The organism is Burkholderia sp. MS455, from assembly GCF_016899445.1.
GTDB lineage: Bacteria > Pseudomonadota > Gammaproteobacteria > Burkholderiales > Burkholderiaceae > Burkholderia > Burkholderia pyrrocinia_C.
On record NZ_CP041779.1, the window covers coordinates 3491360 to 3508600 of the forward strand.

Genomic DNA, 17241 nt, shown 5'->3' on the forward strand with positions numbered 1-17241 from the left:
AGCGTGCGGGGTGGCGGCGCGGACGCCGCGCGGCAACGGCCGCGGGCGCGCCGAGGTTTAATCGAAGCGGCCGGTACGCGCCATCTCCATCAGGCGCGCGATGCGTTCCTCGGTGGCCGGGTGCGTCGAGAACAGGTTCTGCAGGCCGCCGCCGTGCAGCGGGTTCATGATCATCATCTGCGCGGTGGCCGGATGCGCTTCGGCCGCCTGGAACGGGATGCCGGCCGCATAACGATGGATCTTGTCGAGCGCGGTCGCAAGCGACTGCGGATCGCCGGAAATCTGCGCGCCGCCGCGGTCGGCCTCGAACTCGCGTGCCCGCGAAATCGCCATCTGGATCAGCGCACCGGCGATCGGCGCGAGCAGCGCGACCGCAATACCCGCGATCGGATTGGCCGGCCGGCCGTTCTCGTCGCGCCCGCCGAAGAACATCGCGAAGTTCGCAAGCGCCGAGATCGCGCCCGCCATCGTCGCGGTGATCGTCGAGATCAGGATGTCGCGGTGCTTCACGTGCGCGAGCTCGTGCGCCATCACCCCGCGCATTTCGCGCTCCGACAGCACGCGCAGGATGCCAGTCGTCGCGGCGACCGCCGCGTGCTCGGGGTTGCGGCCCGTCGCGAACGCGTTCGGCGCATCCTCGTTGATCAGGTAGACGCGCGGCATCGGCAGGTTCGCGCGCGTGGCCAGCTCGCGCACCATCCGGTAGAACTGCGGCGCCGTGTTCTCGTCGACTTCCTGCGCGTTGTACATGCGCAGCACCATCTTGTCGGAGAACCAGTACGAGAAGAAATTCATGCCGAGCGCGAACAGCAGCGCGATCGTCATGCCGCGCGAGCCGCCGATCATTCCGCCGATCACGATGAACAGGGCCGTGATCGCGGCCATCAGCATCGCCGTTTTGACCCAATTGAACATACCCACTCCTTATCCGTCAGGGGACCCGCCGCGCATCACAGGTGGCGGCGGAAAATTGTAAGCGATTTGTTAGATAAGGTCTTGCCGGAAAAATTCAATCTCAGCGTTGCGATGTTGCAAGACGCAGGCCGAGGCCGACGAAAGCGCTGCCGACCGTGCGGTCGAGCCACTTCCTGACGCCCGGCTTGTCGGAAAAGCGCTGCGTGACGCTGCCCGCGACCCATGCGACCAGGCTGGTCCAGACCGTGCTCATCGCGACGAACACCGCGCCGAGGGTCAGGAACGCCAATGCCTTGTGCGGGCTGTCGGCCGACACGAACTGCGGGAAGAACGACACGAAGAACAGCACGACCTTCGGGTTCAACACGTTGGTCCAGAAGCCCTGCATGAACAGCTGGCGCAGCGGCTTTGCTGCCGTGGCGGCCTCGGCGCCCGACGGCGCGGCGGCCTGCTTCGCGACGATCATCCGCACGCCGAGATAGATCAGGTACGCGGCGCCGACCAGCTTGATCACCGTGAACGCGGCAGCCGACGCCGCAAGCAGCGCCGTGAGGCCGAATGCGCACGCGAGTGCATGAACGCAGCAGCCGGCCGAAATGCCGAGCGCCGACATCAGCCCCGCGCCGCGGCCCTGCGCGACGCTGCGGCCGACGATGTAGGCCGTGTCGGGGCCGGGCGTGACGTTCAGCAGGAAAACTGCCAGCACGAAGAAGCCGAAATGGGTGATGCCGAACATGAAAACCTCGAAACCGGAGAGCGCAGGGAAATTCTACGCGCGCCTGCCGCGCTGCGCGACTCGACCGTTCGGCCGATTGCGCAGGGCCGGCAGGCCGTGTCGAATGGCGGTCAGGTCACGTTAGGCAACGTCAGGCAGCGCGAAACGCTGGCCCGCGGCGAGCGGCGAGCCGGCGAGGAATTCGCGCGCGGGCAGCCGCTTGCCGCCCGGCTTCTGCAACTGCGTGACGCGTAGCGCGCCACTGCCGCACGCGACGACCACGCCTTCCGGCGCGGCTTCGACGATCGTGCCGGGCGCCGCGTCGCCGCGCGCCGCCACCGGCTCGGCAGCCCACAGCTTGATTGCCGCGCCGTCGAGCGTCGCGACGCCGCCAGGGAACGGATCGAACGCACGCACCTGGCGCGCGAGCACGTCGGCAGGCTTGCGCCAGTCGAGCGCCGCTTCGTGCTTGCCGATCTTTTCCGCATAGGTCACGCCGTCGGCCGGCTGCGGCGTCGCCGGCAGCGTACCGTCGCGCTCGAGCCGCACGAGCGCGTCGACGATCAGCCGCGCGCCGTCGGCGGCCAGCCGGTCGTGCAGCGTCGCGGTCGTGTCGTCGGGCGCGATCGCGATGCGCGCCTCTTCGATCATCGCGCCGGTGTCGAGGCCGACGTCCATCTGCATCAGCGTGACGCCCGTCTCGGCGTCGCCGGCCTCGATCGCGCGGTGGATCGGCGCGGCGCCGCGCCAGCGCGGCAGCAGCGACGCATGGATGTTGATGCAGCCGCTGCGCGGAATGTCGAGCACCTCCTGCGGCAGCAGCAGGCCGTACGCGGCGACCACCATCACGTCGTGCGGCGTCGTGCGCAGCAGCTCGATCGCGTCGGCCGCCTCCGCGGGGTACTTGCCCGCGCGGCGCAGCGACGGCGGCTGTGCGACGGGCATGCCGTGCTCGACGGCGTAGCGCTTCACGGCGCTCGCCTGCAGTTTCATCCCGCGGCCGGCCGGGCGATCGGGCTGGGTGAGCACGAGCGGCACCGGAAAACCGGCCTCGTGGATCGCGGCGAGGGCAGCCGCGGCAAATTCCGGCGTGCCGGCAAAAATCACGCGCAACGTATGGGTCATGACAGCGTTCGGGGTCGGGCAGGATGAACGCGCGTCACATCGCGCGTTCGAGTTTCTTCATCTTCGTCTTGATGCGCGTCTGCTTGAGCGGCGACAGGTATTCGACGAACACGCGCCCCATCAGATGATCCATCTCGTGCTGGACGCACACGGCGAGCAGGCCCTCGCAGTCGAGCTCGAAAGCCTCGCCCTGCTCGTTGAGCGCGCGCACGCGCACGTGGTCGGGACGCTCGACTTCGTCGTAGATGCCGGGCACCGACAGGCAGCCCTCTTCATAGATCTGCTTCACGTCGCTCGACCAGACGATCTCGGGGTTGATGAACGCGCGCAGCTCGTTCTTTTCCTCGGAAACGTCAATCACGATCACGCGCTCGTGCACGTCGACCTGCGTGGCCGCAAGGCCGATGCCGGGCGCCGCGTACATGGTCTCGGCCATGTCGGCGACGAGCTTGCGGATCCGGTCGTCGACCCTGTCGACGGGCTTGGCGACCTTGTGCAGCCGCTTGTCGGGGTAATGAAGAATGTTGAGCAAAGCCATGGCGTTCGGTATTCGGTAGAGCAGGGTGCGGCATCGGCCATCCGGCCGGCTGGCGCCGCCGCCGCGATGCAATGAAGATGAGGCGGATGCGCGGCGTATCAATGCCGCGGATCGCGCCTCCTGCAATTGGCCGGGCGCCTGCGCGCGCGGCCCTGTCGAGTATTTCGGATGATGAAAATTTTATCATGGCGCCACGCGGTCCGCTGGCCGTCGCGTTCGAGGGCAGCCTCATGTCGCCTCAAGCGCTGACCACCTCCGCGTTGCGCGCGTGGCTGCAGCTCGGGCATGCGCCCGGCCTCGCACCCGCCGTACTGCAGGCGCTGCTCGACGCGTTCGGCTCGCCGGCGGCGCTGCTGCGCGCGTCCGACCAGGCCATTGCCGCCGTGAGCAGCCCCGCCGCCGCGCAGGCCGTGCGCGCAAGCGAACGCGACGATCTCGATGCGCGCACCGATGCCGCGCTCGCGTGGCTCGATGCGCCGGGCAACGCGCTCGTCACGCTCAGCGATCCGGCCTACCCGCCGCGGCTGCGCGACCTGCACGACCCGCCGCCGCTGCTATATGTAAAGGGCCGGCTCGACCTGCTGCACGCACGCAGCCTCGCCGTGGTCGGCAGCCGCCACGCGACGCCGCAGGGGCTCGCCGACGCGACGCGCTTCGCACGCGCGCTGTCCGACGCGGGGCTCCCGATCGTGTCGGGCCTCGCGCTCGGGATCGACGGCGCCGCGCATCGCGGCGGGCTCGACGGCCGGTCGGGCACGGTCGCGGTGATCGCGACGGGCGCCGATCTCGTCTATCCGGCGCGGCACCGCGCACTCGCCCATGAGATCGCCGCGCACGGTGCGATCCTGTCGGAATGGCCGCTCGGCACCCCGGCCCGCGCAGCGCATTTCCCGCAGCGCAACCGGCTGATCGCGGCGCTGGCGATCGGCGCGCTCGTCGTCGAAGCCGCCCCGCGCTCCGGCTCGCTGATCACCGCGCGGCTCGCGAACGAACTGGGGCGCGATGTGTTCGCGATGCCGGGTTCGATCCACGCACCGCTCGCGCAGGGCTGCCACGCGCTGATCCGCGACGGCGCGAAGCTCACGGCAGCGCCGCTCGATATTCTCGAGGAATACGGGCTGGGCGAACCGACGACCGGTGCGGCGTGCCCCGGAATTCGGCGCGCGAATCCCGACGAGGCTCGCGAAACCGAAGCCTCCGGCCAGCGCGCCTGCGCCGCCATCATGGAAGCGCCCCCCGCCGGTCCGGCCGCCGCGCCAGCCCGAATCGAAGCATCACCGCCTCCGTCGCCCTGCACCCCGTCCGAACAGGCCGTGCTCGCCGCACTGGGATACGGCCCCGTCACATTCGAATGGCTCGCCGAGCACAGCAGCCTGTCCGACGACGTGCTGCACCGCGCGCTGCTCGCGCTCGAACTGGCCGGTCGCGTCGCGAGCCTCCCCGGCGGACGCTTCACGCGGCTTGACGCCGCACCCACCCCGCCCGCGTGCGGCGTGCTACATTTCCCCGAATAGGGGCGGCCGCGCCGCCGACGATACTCAAGGAAATCCATGCCCGCGCTGAATCTCGACACCGATGCGGATCGGATCGCCGAGCGCCTCGCCGATCCCGGCACGTTGCTCGTCGCCTGCCTGTGCGCCGAGTGGTGCGGCACGTGCCGCGACTACCGGGCGGCCTTCGACCAGCTCGCCGACGCGCATCCCGACGCCTGCTTCGCCTGGATCGACATCGAAACGCATGCCGACCGCCTCGACGATCTCGACGTCGAGAACTTCCCGACGATCCTGATCGAGGATGCCAACACCGCACGCTTCTTCGGCACGGTGCTGCCGCACGCGGCGATCGTCGAACGAATGCTGTCCGACCTGAGCGCGGTACCCGGTGCGCCGCACGCACCGAAATTGCGCAACGTCCTGAACGTCGAAGCCTGAATTCGCGCCCCGCCCGGCGGTTTTTCGCGCATTTGCGCGCCCCGCCGCGCCGGGCGCTTGCCGCCGTTGCAGCCCCCCTCTATGATGAGCCGCTTTTTACACGCCGAGCCGCCGTCGCTTCGGCGTGTGCTATAAAGCGGTCGTAAAAGGGACCCACAACCGGCGAACCCGGTCTACCATCACACACCTGTCATGTCCAAAGCACTGATCATTGCGGAAAAGCCTTCTGTCGCGAACGACATCGCGCGCGCTTTGGGCGGCTTTACAAAGCATGACGAATACTACGAGAGCGACGAATTCGTCCTTTCGTCCGCTGTCGGCCACTTGCTCGAAATCGCCGCCCCGGAAGAGTACGAGGTCAAGCGCGGGAAATGGAGCTTCGCGCATCTGCCCGTCATCCCCCCGCATTTCGACCTGAACCCGATCGCAAAAAGCGAGTCGCGCCTCAAGGTGCTCACCAAGCTGATGAAGCGCAAGGACGTCGACCGCCTGATCAACGCATGTGACGCGGGGCGCGAGGGCGAACTGATTTTCCGCCTGATCGCGCAGCACGCGAAGGCGAAGCAGCCGGTCCAGCGCCTGTGGCTGCAGTCGATGACGCCGCAGGCGATCCGCGACGGTTTCGCGAACCTGCGCAGCGACACGGACATGCAGCCGCTCGCCGACGCCGCACGCTGCCGCTCGGAAGCCGACTGGCTCGTCGGGATCAACGGCACCCGCGCGATGACCGCGTTCAACAGCAAGGGCGGCGGCTTCTTCCTGACGACAGTCGGTCGCGTTCAGACGCCAACGCTGTCGATCGTCGTCGAACGCGAAGAGAAAATCCGCCGCTTCATCCCGCGCGACTACTGGGAAGTGAAGGCCGCATTCGCGTGCGCGGGCGGTTTCTATGAAGGCAAGTGGTACGACCCGAAATTCAAGCGCGACGAATTCGATCCGGAGAAACGCGACTCCCGCCTGTGGAGCCTGCCGGCTGCCGAAACGATCGTCGCCGCATGTCGCGACCAGGTCGGCACGGTCTCCGAGGAATCGAAGCCGTCGACACAGCTGTCGCCGCTGCTGTTCGACCTGACGAGCCTGCAGCGCGAGGCGAACGGCCGCTTCGGCTTCTCCGCGAAGAACACGCTCGGCCTCGCGCAGGCGCTGTATGAAAAGCACAAGGTGCTGACCTACCCGCGTACCGACGCACGCGCGCTGCCGGAAGACTACCTTTCGACGGTCCAGTCCACGCTCGAGATGCTCAAGGAGAGCAACAACTACCTGCCGCATGCGAAGCAGGTGCTCGACAAGGGCTGGGTGAAGCCGAACAAGCGGATCTTCGACAACTCGAAGATCAGCGACCACTTTGCAATCATCCCGACGCTGCAGGCGCCGAAGTCGCTGTCCGAGCCGGAGCAGAAGCTGTACGACCTGGTCGTGAAGCGCTTCCTCGCCGTGTTCTTCCCGGCGGCCGAATTCCGCGTCACGACGCGGATCACCGAAGTCGCCGGCCATCACTTCAAGACCGAAGGCAAGGTGCTCGTCGAGCCGGGCTGGCTGCAGGTGTATGGCCGCGACGCCGAAGGCGCGGACGCGAACCTCGTGCCGGTGCAGAAGAACGAGAAAGTGAAGACGGACGAAATCGCCGCCGTCGCGCTCGTGACGAAGCCGCCCGCACGCTACTCGGAAGCGACGCTGCTGTCCGCGATGGAAGGCGCGGGCAAGCTCGTCGAGGACGACGAGCTGCGCGAGGCGATGGCCGCGAAGGGCCTCGGCACGCCGGCCACTCGAGCGGCGATCATCGAAGGCCTGCTCGGCGAGAAATACCTGTTGCGCGAAGGCCGCGAGCTGATCCCGACCGCGAAGGCATTCCAGCTGATGACGCTGTTGCGCGGGCTCGGCGTGAAGGAGCTGACCGCGCCGGAGCTCACCGGCGAATGGGAATACAAGCTGTCGCAGATGGAGCGCGGCAACCTCGGGCGCGACGCGTTCATGCAGGAAATCGCCCGCATGACGCAGCAGATCGTCAAGCGCGCGAAGGAATACGATTCCGACACGATTCCCGGCGACTACGCGACGCTCGAGACGCCGTGCCCGAACTGCGGCGGCCAGGTGAAGGAAAATTACCGCCGCTTCGCGTGCACGAAGTGCGAGTTCTCGATCTCGAAGATCCCGGGCAGCCGGCAGTTCGAGATCCCCGAAGTCGAGGAGCTGCTGCAGAAGAAGGAAATCGGTCCGCTGTCCGGGTTCCGCAGCAAGATGGGCCGCCCGTTCTCGGCGATCCTCAAGCTGTCCTTCGACGACGAGACGAAGAACTACAAGCTCGAGTTCGATTTCGGCCAGGACCAGGGCGGCGAGGAAGGCGAAGCGCCCGACTTCTCCGCGCAGGAGCCGGTCGGCGCGTGCCCGAAGTGCAAGGGCCGCGTGTTCGAGCACGGGATGAGCTACGTGTGCGAGCACTCGGTCGCCAACCCGAAGACCTGCGACTTCCGCTCGGGCAAGGTGATCCTGCAGCAGGAAATCACGCGCGAGCAGATGGGCAAGCTGCTTGCCGACGGCCGCACGGACCTGCTGCCGAACTTCAAGTCGTCGCGCACCGGCCGCAACTTCAAGGCGTTCCTCGTGAAGCAGCCGGACGGCAAGATCGGCTTCGAGTTCGAGAAGAAGGAACCGAAGGCCGCTGCCGCGAAGAAGACGGCAAAATCGGCGACGAAGGATGCCGAAACCGTGACGGAAGGCGCCGAAGAGAAACCGGCACCGGCGCGCAAGACCGCCGCCAAGACCGCAGCGACGAAGACCGCCGCCCGCAAGACGACGGCGCGCAAGACGGGCTCGTAACGGCCAGGTCGCCGGGGCTCCCCCGGCGCATCGGGCTCCGGCATACAGCCATAAAAAAAACGCGGATCGATCGCTCGATCCGCGTTTTTTCTTTGTGCCGGCGGCAACGGCCGCCCGGCCGTCGCGCCGTTACAGCGGCGACGGCACCGCGACGCGCGTGCGTGTCGAACGCGGCAGGCGCGGCGACAGGTTCGGGTCGGCCGATTCGGGCTGCTCCGCACGCGTCTCTACGCCGATCGGCGCTAGCGTCGCACCCTGCGCAGCCCACTGCTCGCCGATCGTCGCATCGGTCGAGTGGCTGAAATATTCGACGAGGTGGTCGATGAACGTGCGCACCTTCGCGGGCAAATGGCGCCGGCTCGGGTAAGCGATATTGATTTCGACCTGCGGCAGCCGGAAATCCGGCAGCAGCCGCACCAGCGCGCCGCGCGCGATGTCGCTGCCGATCAGGTAGCTCGGCAGGATCGCGACGCCCATCCCAAGCAGCGCGAACTGGCGCAGCATCGCGGTGTTGTTCGCGACGATCACGTTGGTCGGGCGCACGCGCACTTCGCCGTCCGGCCCCGTGAACACGCGCTCGTCGCCCCAGTATTCGGCCGGCAGGCTCAGGCTCGGGTGCGCGACGAGCTGCTCCGGATGGGTCGGCACGCCGTGCTTCTCCAGATAGCTCGGCGTCGCGCACACGGTCATGCAGCCTGTGGTCAGCCGCCGCGTGACGATGCTCGCGCTGCGCATCTGTCGCGTGACGACGATGCCGACATCGAAGCCTTCCTCGACGAGATCGACCTGCCGGTCGACCAGCGTGAGATCCGGCACCACTTTCGGGAAATTCTCCGTGTACGTCTGCAACACGGGCGCGAGGTTATGCAGGCCAAACACGACCGGCGCGACGATGCGCAGCGTGCCGACCGGCTCGTGATTGCGCGCAACGACCATCTGCTCGACATCCTCGAGCTCATCGAGGATCTGGCGAGCACGCTCCAGATAGACCTGGCCCGACTCCGTCAGGGAAAGGCTGCGCGTGGTGCGGTTCAGCAAACGCGTGCCGAGGCGGCCTTCCAGATCGGCGACGTGACGCGTCGCGACCGCGTTGGAAATATCCATTGCACTCGCGGCCCGCGCAAAACTGCCGAGATCTGCAACCTTGACGAACACGCGCATCGACTGCAAATGATCCATAAACGACTCCTGCCGCTGTTACAACTTCAAAAAGATGAAGCAAATGCGTAATTCTCCTACGACAGCGGAAATGATGCAGAGTTGCTCAACAAGGCACCGGTTGACGATAAAAATAGTCAAAAATCCTCGCCATTTGCGGATAGTTGATCCAACTATTCTGATTGAAGCAACAATTGGGTGAACCTCGTCGAGTAAGCGGCCGAATCAGGAAGGACGTATTTGATGCGACACAACAGCGCACCCTTGCGCACCGCACGCAAGCGGCGCCGGGTGTGGCTGCCGCCAATTGCGGCGGAGCGTAACAACCTGTTAAAAAGACACCACGAACGCGGCCGACGTAGCATCATGTCGGCCCCGGCCGGGCGGGACGGGTGCGCGACGTGCGCCGCCGCCACTGCCGCTTTCAACGCGCGACACCCGTTCACCATGAAAATTGCCATCCTCGACGACTACCAGGACGCCGTCCGCAAGCTGAACTGCTTCGAGATGCTTGCCGACCACGACGTGAAGGTCTTCAACAATACGGTGCGCGGCCTGGGGCAGCTCGCAAGCCGTCTGGCCGAAGTCGAGGCGCTCGTGCTGATTCGTGAACGGACCCCGATTTCGTCGCAACTGCTCGCCAAGCTGCCGAACCTGCGCATGATCAGCCAGACCGGCCGCATCTCGAGCCACATCGACCTCGAAGCGTGTACCGACCGCGGCATCGCGGTGCTCGAAGGCACGGGTTCGCCGGTCGCACCCGCCGAGCTGACCTGGGCGCTGGTGATGGCCGCCCAGCGCCGCATTCCGCAGTACGTCGCGAACCTGAAGCAGGGCGCATGGCAGCAGTCGGGCCTGAAGACGTCGGCGATGCCGCCGAACTTCGGCCTCGGCCAGGTGCTGCGCGGCCAGACGCTCGGCATCTGGGGCTACGGCAAGATCGGCCGGCTGGTCGCCGGCTACGGCAAGGCGTTCGGGATGAACGTGCTGATCTGGGGCCGCGAGCATTCGCTCGAAGCCGCGCGCGCCGACGGCTACACGGCCGCCGAGAGCCGCGAGGCGCTGTTCGAGCAGAGCGACGTGCTGTCGCTGCACCTGCGCATGCACGACGACACGCGCGGGATCGTCAAGCAGGAAGACCTGATGCGGATGAAGCCGACGTCGCTGCTCGTCAACACGAGCCGTGCGGAGCTGCTCGAGGAAAACGCGCTCGTCAACGCGCTGTCGCACAACCGTCCGGGGATGGTCGCGATCGACGTGTTCGAGAGCGAGCCGATCCTGCAGGGCTACAGCCTGCTGCGGATGGAGAACGTGATCTGCACGCCGCACATCGGCTATGTCGAACGCGAAAGCTACGAGCTCTATTTCAGTGCGGCGTTCAGGAACATCCTCGCGTTCGACGACGGCGACATGTCGAGCGTCGCCAATCCGGAAGCGCTGACGCCGATCCGCAAGCGCTGATCGCGCGGGCTGCGCACCCGCGCGGCCCCTGCTCCATTCCCCGCCATCAGGCGGCCACGCGGCCGCCTGTCATCGCACCGACGCGCGTGAGGAAATGCTCGCCGTCGCGCCGCCCGAGGTCGTACGCATGCCGCATCTGCGACGGGCTCGTGTAATCCCAGCTCGAAATCGGCACCTTGCTCGACGGCTGTACGTACAGCCGCCGCTGGTCGCCGTGCGCGACCGTGAACATCTGCGGACGCGGATACAGCCGCGTGACGAGCACCAGCACGTCGCCCGGCGACGGGTCGAGCGCGTCGACCGGCACGTTGTCGACCATTCCGCCGTCGAGCACGGGCCGGCCGCCGCGGCGCAGCACCGGCGTGAACGGCGGCGTGCAGGACGACTGCAGGATCAGGTCGGCGAGTTCGTCGACTTGCGTGCAGGCCTGCGCCCGCACGAATTCAGGCCGAAAGCCGAGCGCGCGCCCGAGCGTCGGATGCAGCGTCTTGCGCACGTATTTCTCGATGTTGTACGCGACGAGGCCGGCGGCGACCGCACTGCGCGCACCGAGCCAGCGCGGCACGTGCGACACGCCGATGCGGATCTCCGGCGCCTCGGCCAGCTTCGCGAACGGTTCGCCGTAGATGTCGAGCAATGCCTGGCGATAAATCCGGTAATGCGGAAACACGGGCTCGCGCCCGAACAGGTTGCCCCAGTAAGCGTTCTTCCGGTTGTGGCGCAGCGCCTCTTCGTAATAGCGCATCACCCACGCGGCGTCGCGCGTATACAGCATGCACGCGGTCGCCGCGCCGGCCGAGATGCCGGTGATCACGCGCGGGCGCAGCCCGAGCGCCGGTTGCGCGACGTCCCAGAAGCCGGCCTGCCACCAGCAGCGATTGCCGCCGCCCGCAAAAACGATCTGGTCGAACATCGCGCCGCTCAGCTGACGAGCGCGTAGGTCGACGTCGCGTGGACGGCCATCTTGCCGTCCTCGTCGAACAGCTCGACTTCGCCGAACACGAGGTTGCGGCCCATCCGCAGCACGCGCGCGGTGACGAGCACGTCGCCCTTGCGCACGGGGCGCATGAAGTTCGTGTTCAGCGACACGGTCGTCATCGGCCGGAACTCGCCGAGCGCGACCGAGATCGCGACCACCATCGCGGTGTCGGCGGCCGCCGTGAACACCTGGCCGCAGATCACGCCGCCCGAATGGCGGAATTCGCCGGAAAACGGCAGGCGCATCGTGACGCTGTCGTCGCCGATCGACACGGGGACCAGACCGAGCGAGCGGACCCACGGGGCCAGCAGGCGATCCAGCAATTCGCGGACTGCGTTTTCGTCCATCTTCGAATGTCCAGAAAACGTTGCGCGACCGCCGCGCAACGCGTGTGGCGTCATCATACCGGGAGCGCGCAAACTGCGACCGCTCGTTACCGCGGCGACGGCCGCCGTTGGCGTGACGAAATATTTTCAGGAAATTTGCACAAATGGCTTGCCATGTCCTGAAAACCCATGCATAATCTTTCTTCTGTTGGGGGCGTTAGCTCAGTTGGTAGAGCAGCGGACTCTTAATCCGTAGGTCGAGTGTTCGAGTCACTCACGCCCCACCAGGAATTCAAAAGGCCGGTCAGCGAAAGCTGACCGGCCTTTTTCATTTCCGCGCGCCACGTTCGTGGCGCGCCTCCTCGCGCGCGCACATCCGCACGCCCCTTCCGCACCGTTTCCGCTAGAATCGTCCGACAAATATCACACGACCGGCGCAGGTACTGTCGTTTGCCCGCCGGCACAGAGAGAACATGGGACGTCATACATGGAAGCATGTGAACGAGACGCGACCATTCAGAGGGCCTGGTTGCGCCGATATCGGCCTGTCCGTCGGGACACGCCATTCACCCGATCGCACCCGAATCCGCCGCGCGACGCACCAGCCGGATCCGGTCATGCCGGGTAAGGACGCGCTCGCCGCGCTGGCGCTCGGCGTCGTGCTGCTCGTGCTCGCAGCCGTACTCGCGGTCACGACCGGCCGCGCGACCGGCCATCTGGTCCGCGCGCCGGGCACGGTCGTGCGCATCGTGCAGGACAGCGACGCGATGCGCGCGTACCGGCCGATCGTCGCCTACCTCGCGAACGACGGCCAGCGCCGCGAAATCGCCGGCAATACCGCGTCGACCGTCCCCGCGTACGACATCGGCGAGAGCGTCGACATCCTGCTCGACCCCGCCCATCCCGACCGCCTCGCACTGATCGACGATTTCGCGCAACGCTGGTTTCCGGTTGCGGTGCCCACGCTGCTCGCCATCGCGTCGTTCGCGATCGGCGGCCTGCTGATCGCCGGCGAGCGCCGCCGCCGGCCGTCCGACCCGCCGCCGGCCCGCGCCGCACGCAAGCAGGCGCGGCGCCGCTGGGATATCGCGATCGTGCTGATTCCGATCGCGATCGGCACGGGCTTCCTCGCCGGTGCCGGTGCGGCCGGCCTGCGTCAGTGGCAGATCGTCCGCTACTATGCGCACTCGACCGGCCACGTCGTCGATATCGCGAAGAACGCGCGGTCGTCCCGGGCGCGCACATCGCTGTATTCGGCAATCGTCGCGTTCACGACCGACAGCGGGCGCCAGATCACGTTCGCCCAGGGCGCGGCGTCGTCGCATCCGGGCCTGCGCGAAGGCGAAGCGGTCAACGTGCTGTACGACCCCGTCACTCCCGAACGCGCGGTCGTCGACCGCTTCTGGGATCGCTGGGGCCTCACGGCCATCCTGTTCGCGATCGGCGCGCCGTTCCTCGCGGCCGGGCTGTTCGTCGCCGCAACGCTATGGCCGGACCATCGGCCGCACGAAGCCGCTCAATGACGCTCGCGCGCCGGCCGCGCGCGGCGCGGCAACCGTAACGGCGCGCGCTTCACCGTTCCCTGAACGCCTCCACCTTCGCGCGATTCCCGCACGTGCGCATGTCGCACCAGCGCCGCCCGACGCCGCGGCCCCGATCGACGAAGAACCACGTGCAACGGCCGCACTGCCGCACGCGCGCGAAATCGTCGCTGCGCAGCAGATGCTCGAAACCGAGCGCGGCCGCATCGATCCAGCGCGACGCGGCGCGCGCATCGGGCCGCCACGCGAACCGGCCGTCGACCGCGTCGAACGCGCTGCGCCCGATCGCATCGCGGATCGCGACGGCGAGCCGGCCCGCCGCACGCGCACCGGCGCTGCCGCCGCCCCCGGCCGTCAGGTGCGCAATCGCGGCGTACGCATCCTCGCGAAAACGATGCAGCGCCGCCAGCTCGTCCGGGCCGTCCTGCCGCGCATGACGCAGAAGCCGCGCCAGATCGGCCGGCGCCAGCAATCCCGCTTTCCCGGCCCACGCGCGCACGGCCGACCAGTCGACGAGCTTGTCCTCGTCGCGCGTCTTGCCCGTATCGGCCACCGTGTTCAGGAAGTCGAGCGCCGGATGGCCGCCGACGAAATCGGCCGCGCCCCATTCGTGCGCGTGTCGCGCAGGCTCGTATCGAGTAACCATTTATTTTCACCTATCGGTTTCATGTCCAGGCAATCCGGAGTAACCTGTTTACAGCAAAAACAGGTTATCACGGAGATGCCGATGCTCGAACTCGCCAACCGCTTCATGTTCGAAGGCCACCGGATTGCGTGGGGCATGCTCGGCGAAGGCCCGCCGCTCGTGCTCGTGCACGGCACGCCGTTTTCATCGCAGGTGTGGCGCCGGATCGCGCCGTGGCTCGCGCGGCGTCATCGCGTGTACTTCTACGATCTGCTCGGCTATGGCCAGTCCGACATGCCGGACGCGGATGTGTCGCTCGGCCGCCAGAACGTGCTGTTCGGCGCGATGCTGGATGAATGGAGAATTGCGCGCCCGCGTGTGCTCGCGCATGACTACGGCGGTGCGACCGTGCTGCGCGCACACTTCCTCGACGGCATCCCGTATGCGGACCTCACGCTCGTGAACCCGCTCGCGATCGCGCCGCAGGGTTCGCCGTTCGTGCGCCACGTCGCGCAGCATGAGGCCGCGTTCAGCGGATTGCCGGCGTATGCGCATCACGCGCTCGTATCGGCCTACATCGGCAATGCCGTGGCACAGCCACTGAGCGACGATGCGCTGTCGATCTACCGTTCGCCGTGGCTCACGCCGGCCGGACAATCCGCGTTCTATCGCCAGATCGCGCAGATGCGCCAGCGCTACATCGAGGAAGCGGAGGCTCGATACGCGCCGCCGGACTTTCCGGTGCGCATCGTGTGGGGCGAGGACGATGCGTGGATTCCGCTCGAACAGGGGCAGGCGCTCGCCGATCACATCGCGAACGGCGAATTGATCCGGGTGCCGCGCGCAGGCCATCTCGTACAGGAAGATGCGCCGGAGGCGATCGTCGCAGCGGTGCTCGACGGGCAAGCGCAGGGCTGAGCATCGCAGGAATCGTATATCGCGTCAGAAAGCCGGCACGCGTTGCGCGAGCGTCGCGATGAACTTCGCGGTGCGCGGGTCGCGCGGCCGGCCGAGTCCGCGAATTCTACCGACGCGCCGATGCCCGGCAAAAACAAATCCGCTGACGATATGAGCGCGTCGAATAACGCGCCGGCCAGCCACGCATTCCGCAGACGAAATCCGTCGCGATGCAGTGCGGCAATCGTCCGACGATTCGTTACCGGCGGTTACAGAAACGACAACGCGGTATCACCCATTCGGCTCACGCTACATACCATGAAGACAGGTGAACCGATTGCTCGCGGGCCTTGCCGCCCGCGAACGGAGGGAACGGCAAATGAAACGCATCCTGTTGTCCTGCGCCCTCGGCATCGCGGCCGCCTGCCTGTCGGCAAGCGCATTCGCGCGTGCCGACATCGGCGTGTATTTCGGCGTGCCGGGGCCCGTGATCGAAGCACCGCCGCCGGTCTACTACGCGCCGCCACCGCCCGTCGTGTACGAGCCGGCACCCGTTTATTACGGCCCGTACTATGGCGACTACCGTTACCGCTACTACCGGCACGACAACGGCTGGCATCGCGGCTGGCGTCATCACCACCACGACGATGGCGATTGACCGTCGCCTGGCGGCCGTCGCGGCCGCGTCCCGCCGGGGGAAATTCCGCGCACCGGCCTTCGAGCCGGCGCGTCCGCATCACGCGCCGCTCACCACGGCAGCGAATACGTCTTCGTATTCGTGAAGCTCTTCATCGCTTCCTGTACACCTTCCTTGTAGCCGAGCCCCGAATCCTTCACGCCGCCGAACGGCGTCAGCTCGAGCCGGTAGCCCGGCACCTCGCGCACGTTCACGCTGCCGACTTCCAGCTCGGTGATGAAGCGCGTGATGTTGTCGAAGCGGTTCGTGCAAACCGACGACGACAGCGCATAGTCGGTGCTGTTCGACATCCGGATCGCTTCGTCGATGTCGCGAAAGCGCATGATCGGCGACACGGGGCCGAAGGTTTCATGCTTCACCAGCGGCATGTCGGGCGTCACGCGATCGATTACCGTCGGCGAATACAGCGCGCCGTCGCGCACGTTGCCGACCAGCAGCCGCGCACCGCGCGCGATCGCGTCGTTCACCTGCTGCTCGCAGAACTTCGCGGCCGCTTCGTCGATCACGGTGCCCATGTCGACCGACGGATCCGACGGATTCCCGTACGACCACGCGCGCGTCTTCTCGACGACCAGTTCGGTGAAACGATCGGCCACCGCTTCGTGCACGAGCATCCGCTTGATCGCCGTGCAGCGCTGCCCCGAGTTCCGGTACGAGCCCGACACCGCGAGCGTGCTCGCTTCGTCGAGATCCGCGTCCTCCATCACGATGATCGGATCGTTGCCGCCGAGTTCGAGCACCGCGCGCCGGTAACCCATTCGCGCGGCGATCGACTTGCCGATCGATACGCCGCCGGTGAACGTGATCAGGTCGATCGCCGGGTTCGTGATCAGTTCGTCCGCGATCTCCGTCGGGTCGCCGGTGAGCACCTGCAGCATCTGCGGCGGCAGGCCGGCTTCGTACAGGATGTCCGCGAACAGGTAGCACGACAGCGGCACCTTCTCCGACGGCTTGACGACGATCCGGTTGTTGGTCGCGACCGCCGGCACGATCTTGTGCGCGACCTGGTTCATCGGGTGGTTGAACGGCGTGATCGCGGAGATCACGCCGAGCAGCGGATCACGCTGCGTATACACGCGGCGCTTCTTGCCGTGCGGCGTCAGATCGCATGAGAAGATCTGCCCGTCGTCCTTCAGCACTTCACCGGCGCCGAACGTCAGCACGTCGGCCACGCGGCCCGCTTCGTACGTCGAATCCTTGATGCACAACCCGGCCTCGGCCGTGATCAGCGCCGCGATCTCGGCAGTGCGCGAGCGCACGATGTCGGCCGCGCGGCGCAGGATCGCCGCACGCTCGTGGCGCGTGAGCGTCGGCCGGTATGCGCGCGCGACCGCGAATGCGCGCCGCACGTCTTCCAGCGTCGCCTTCGGCACGGTGCCGACCAGCGAGCCATCGTACGGGTTGCGCACGTCGATCACCGCATCCCGGTGAACCCGTTCGCCGTCGATTCGCAGTGCTTCGCGACGAATCTCGCGGACGGCCGTCGAGGCCGCAATGACGTTCATGAGTGTGTCCC

At 67.0% G+C, this 17241-nt stretch carries 16 protein-coding genes and 1 tRNA gene; 8 read left to right on the forward strand and 9 right to left on the reverse strand.

The window, feature by feature from the left end:
• Positions 1-57: 57 nt before the first annotated feature.
• The 4 genes from htpX to def all read right to left on the reverse strand — a co-directional run bounded on the left by htpX (position 58) and on the right by def (position 3293).
• Complete coding sequence (htpX, locus tag FPJ27_RS35235) at positions 58-915, reverse strand: zinc metalloprotease HtpX (RefSeq protein ID WP_006485774.1); 858 nt, start codon at positions 913-915, stop codon at positions 58-60.
• A 100-nt stretch (positions 916-1015) separates the two neighbouring features.
• Entirely contained in the window at positions 1016-1651 is a 636-nt protein-coding gene (locus FPJ27_RS35240) for a LysE family translocator (RefSeq protein WP_072437613.1), read from the reverse strand.
• Positions 1652-1771: 120 nt separating this feature from the next.
• Entirely contained in the window at positions 1772-2755 is a 984-nt protein-coding gene (gene fmt / locus FPJ27_RS35245; RefSeq protein WP_204425046.1) for a methionyl-tRNA formyltransferase, read from the reverse strand.
• Between the two features lie 34 nt (positions 2756-2789).
• Positions 2790-3293: a peptide deformylase gene (gene def, locus FPJ27_RS35250; RefSeq protein ID WP_204425054.1), complete on the reverse strand. Its 504-nt coding sequence runs from the start codon at positions 3291-3293 to the stop codon at positions 2790-2792.
• 185 nt (positions 3294-3478) lie between these two features.
• Between def and dprA the strand changes: the two genes are divergently transcribed.
• The 3 genes from dprA (at position 3479) to FPJ27_RS35265 (ending at position 8041) form a co-directional block, all read left to right on the forward strand.
• Entirely contained in the window at positions 3479-4807 is a 1329-nt protein-coding gene (gene dprA / locus FPJ27_RS35255; protein ID WP_239483351.1) for a DNA-processing protein DprA, read from the forward strand.
• A 36-nt stretch (positions 4808-4843) separates the two neighbouring features.
• Complete coding sequence (locus FPJ27_RS35260; protein ID WP_204425065.1) at positions 4844-5224, forward strand: thioredoxin family protein; 381 nt, start codon at positions 4844-4846, stop codon at positions 5222-5224.
• Between the two features lie 192 nt (positions 5225-5416).
• The gene (locus FPJ27_RS35265) at positions 5417-8041 is read left to right on the forward strand and encodes a DNA topoisomerase III (protein WP_204425067.1); all 2625 of its coding nucleotides are present in this window, start codon (positions 5417-5419) and stop codon (positions 8039-8041) included.
• 129 nt (positions 8042-8170) lie between these two features.
• Here the strand turns inward: FPJ27_RS35265 and FPJ27_RS35270 are convergent, their stop codons facing one another.
• Positions 8171-9220, reverse strand: coding sequence for a LysR family transcriptional regulator (locus tag FPJ27_RS35270; RefSeq protein ID WP_034179362.1), 1050 nt, complete (start codon positions 9218-9220; stop codon positions 8171-8173).
• A gap of 426 nt (positions 9221-9646) precedes the next feature.
• On the opposite strand from FPJ27_RS35270, the gene FPJ27_RS35275 reads away from it, so the two are divergent.
• The gene (locus FPJ27_RS35275) at positions 9647-10660 is read left to right on the forward strand and encodes a D-2-hydroxyacid dehydrogenase family protein (RefSeq protein ID WP_072437618.1); all 1014 of its coding nucleotides are present in this window, start codon (positions 9647-9649) and stop codon (positions 10658-10660) included.
• A gap of 46 nt (positions 10661-10706) precedes the next feature.
• Here the strand turns inward: FPJ27_RS35275 and FPJ27_RS35280 are convergent, their stop codons facing one another.
• Both FPJ27_RS35280 and FPJ27_RS35285 read right to left on the reverse strand, forming a co-directional pair.
• Positions 10707-11573, reverse strand: coding sequence for a patatin-like phospholipase family protein (locus FPJ27_RS35280; protein ID WP_204425075.1), 867 nt, complete (start codon positions 11571-11573; stop codon positions 10707-10709).
• Between the two features lie 8 nt (positions 11574-11581).
• The gene (locus tag FPJ27_RS35285) at positions 11582-11986 is read right to left on the reverse strand and encodes a PaaI family thioesterase (RefSeq protein ID WP_072437620.1); all 405 of its coding nucleotides are present in this window, start codon (positions 11984-11986) and stop codon (positions 11582-11584) included.
• Between the two features lie 190 nt (positions 11987-12176).
• On the opposite strand from FPJ27_RS35285, the gene FPJ27_RS35290 reads away from it, so the two are divergent.
• A tRNA-Lys gene (locus FPJ27_RS35290) sits at positions 12177-12252 on the forward strand.
• A 186-nt stretch (positions 12253-12438) separates the two neighbouring features.
• A complete protein-coding gene (locus FPJ27_RS35295) occupies positions 12439-13488 on the forward strand; it encodes a DUF3592 domain-containing protein (protein WP_204425077.1) in 1050 nt (349 codons plus the stop codon).
• 49 nt (positions 13489-13537) lie between these two features.
• On the opposite strand, the gene FPJ27_RS35300 is transcribed toward FPJ27_RS35295, so the two are convergent.
• Positions 13538-14152: a CGNR zinc finger domain-containing protein gene (locus FPJ27_RS35300; protein WP_204425079.1), complete on the reverse strand. Its 615-nt coding sequence runs from the start codon at positions 14150-14152 to the stop codon at positions 13538-13540.
• 81 nt (positions 14153-14233) lie between these two features.
• Between FPJ27_RS35300 and FPJ27_RS35305 the strand changes: the two genes are divergently transcribed.
• Positions 14234-15049, forward strand: a complete 816-nt coding sequence (locus FPJ27_RS35305; RefSeq protein WP_204425081.1) for an alpha/beta hydrolase — start codon at positions 14234-14236, stop codon at positions 15047-15049.
• Positions 15050-15407: 358 nt separating this feature from the next.
• On the forward strand, positions 15408-15686 hold the full coding sequence (locus FPJ27_RS35310) for a hypothetical protein (protein ID WP_072437623.1): 279 nt from the start codon (positions 15408-15410) through the stop codon (positions 15684-15686).
• Between the two features lie 89 nt (positions 15687-15775).
• Here FPJ27_RS35310 and phnY read toward each other — a convergent pair whose 3' ends face one another.
• Positions 15776-17230 (reverse strand): phosphonoacetaldehyde dehydrogenase, encoded by a 1455-nt coding sequence (gene phnY, locus FPJ27_RS35315; protein ID WP_204425089.1) that lies wholly within the window; start codon positions 17228-17230, stop codon positions 15776-15778.
• Between the last annotated feature and the right edge of the window lie 11 nt (positions 17231-17241).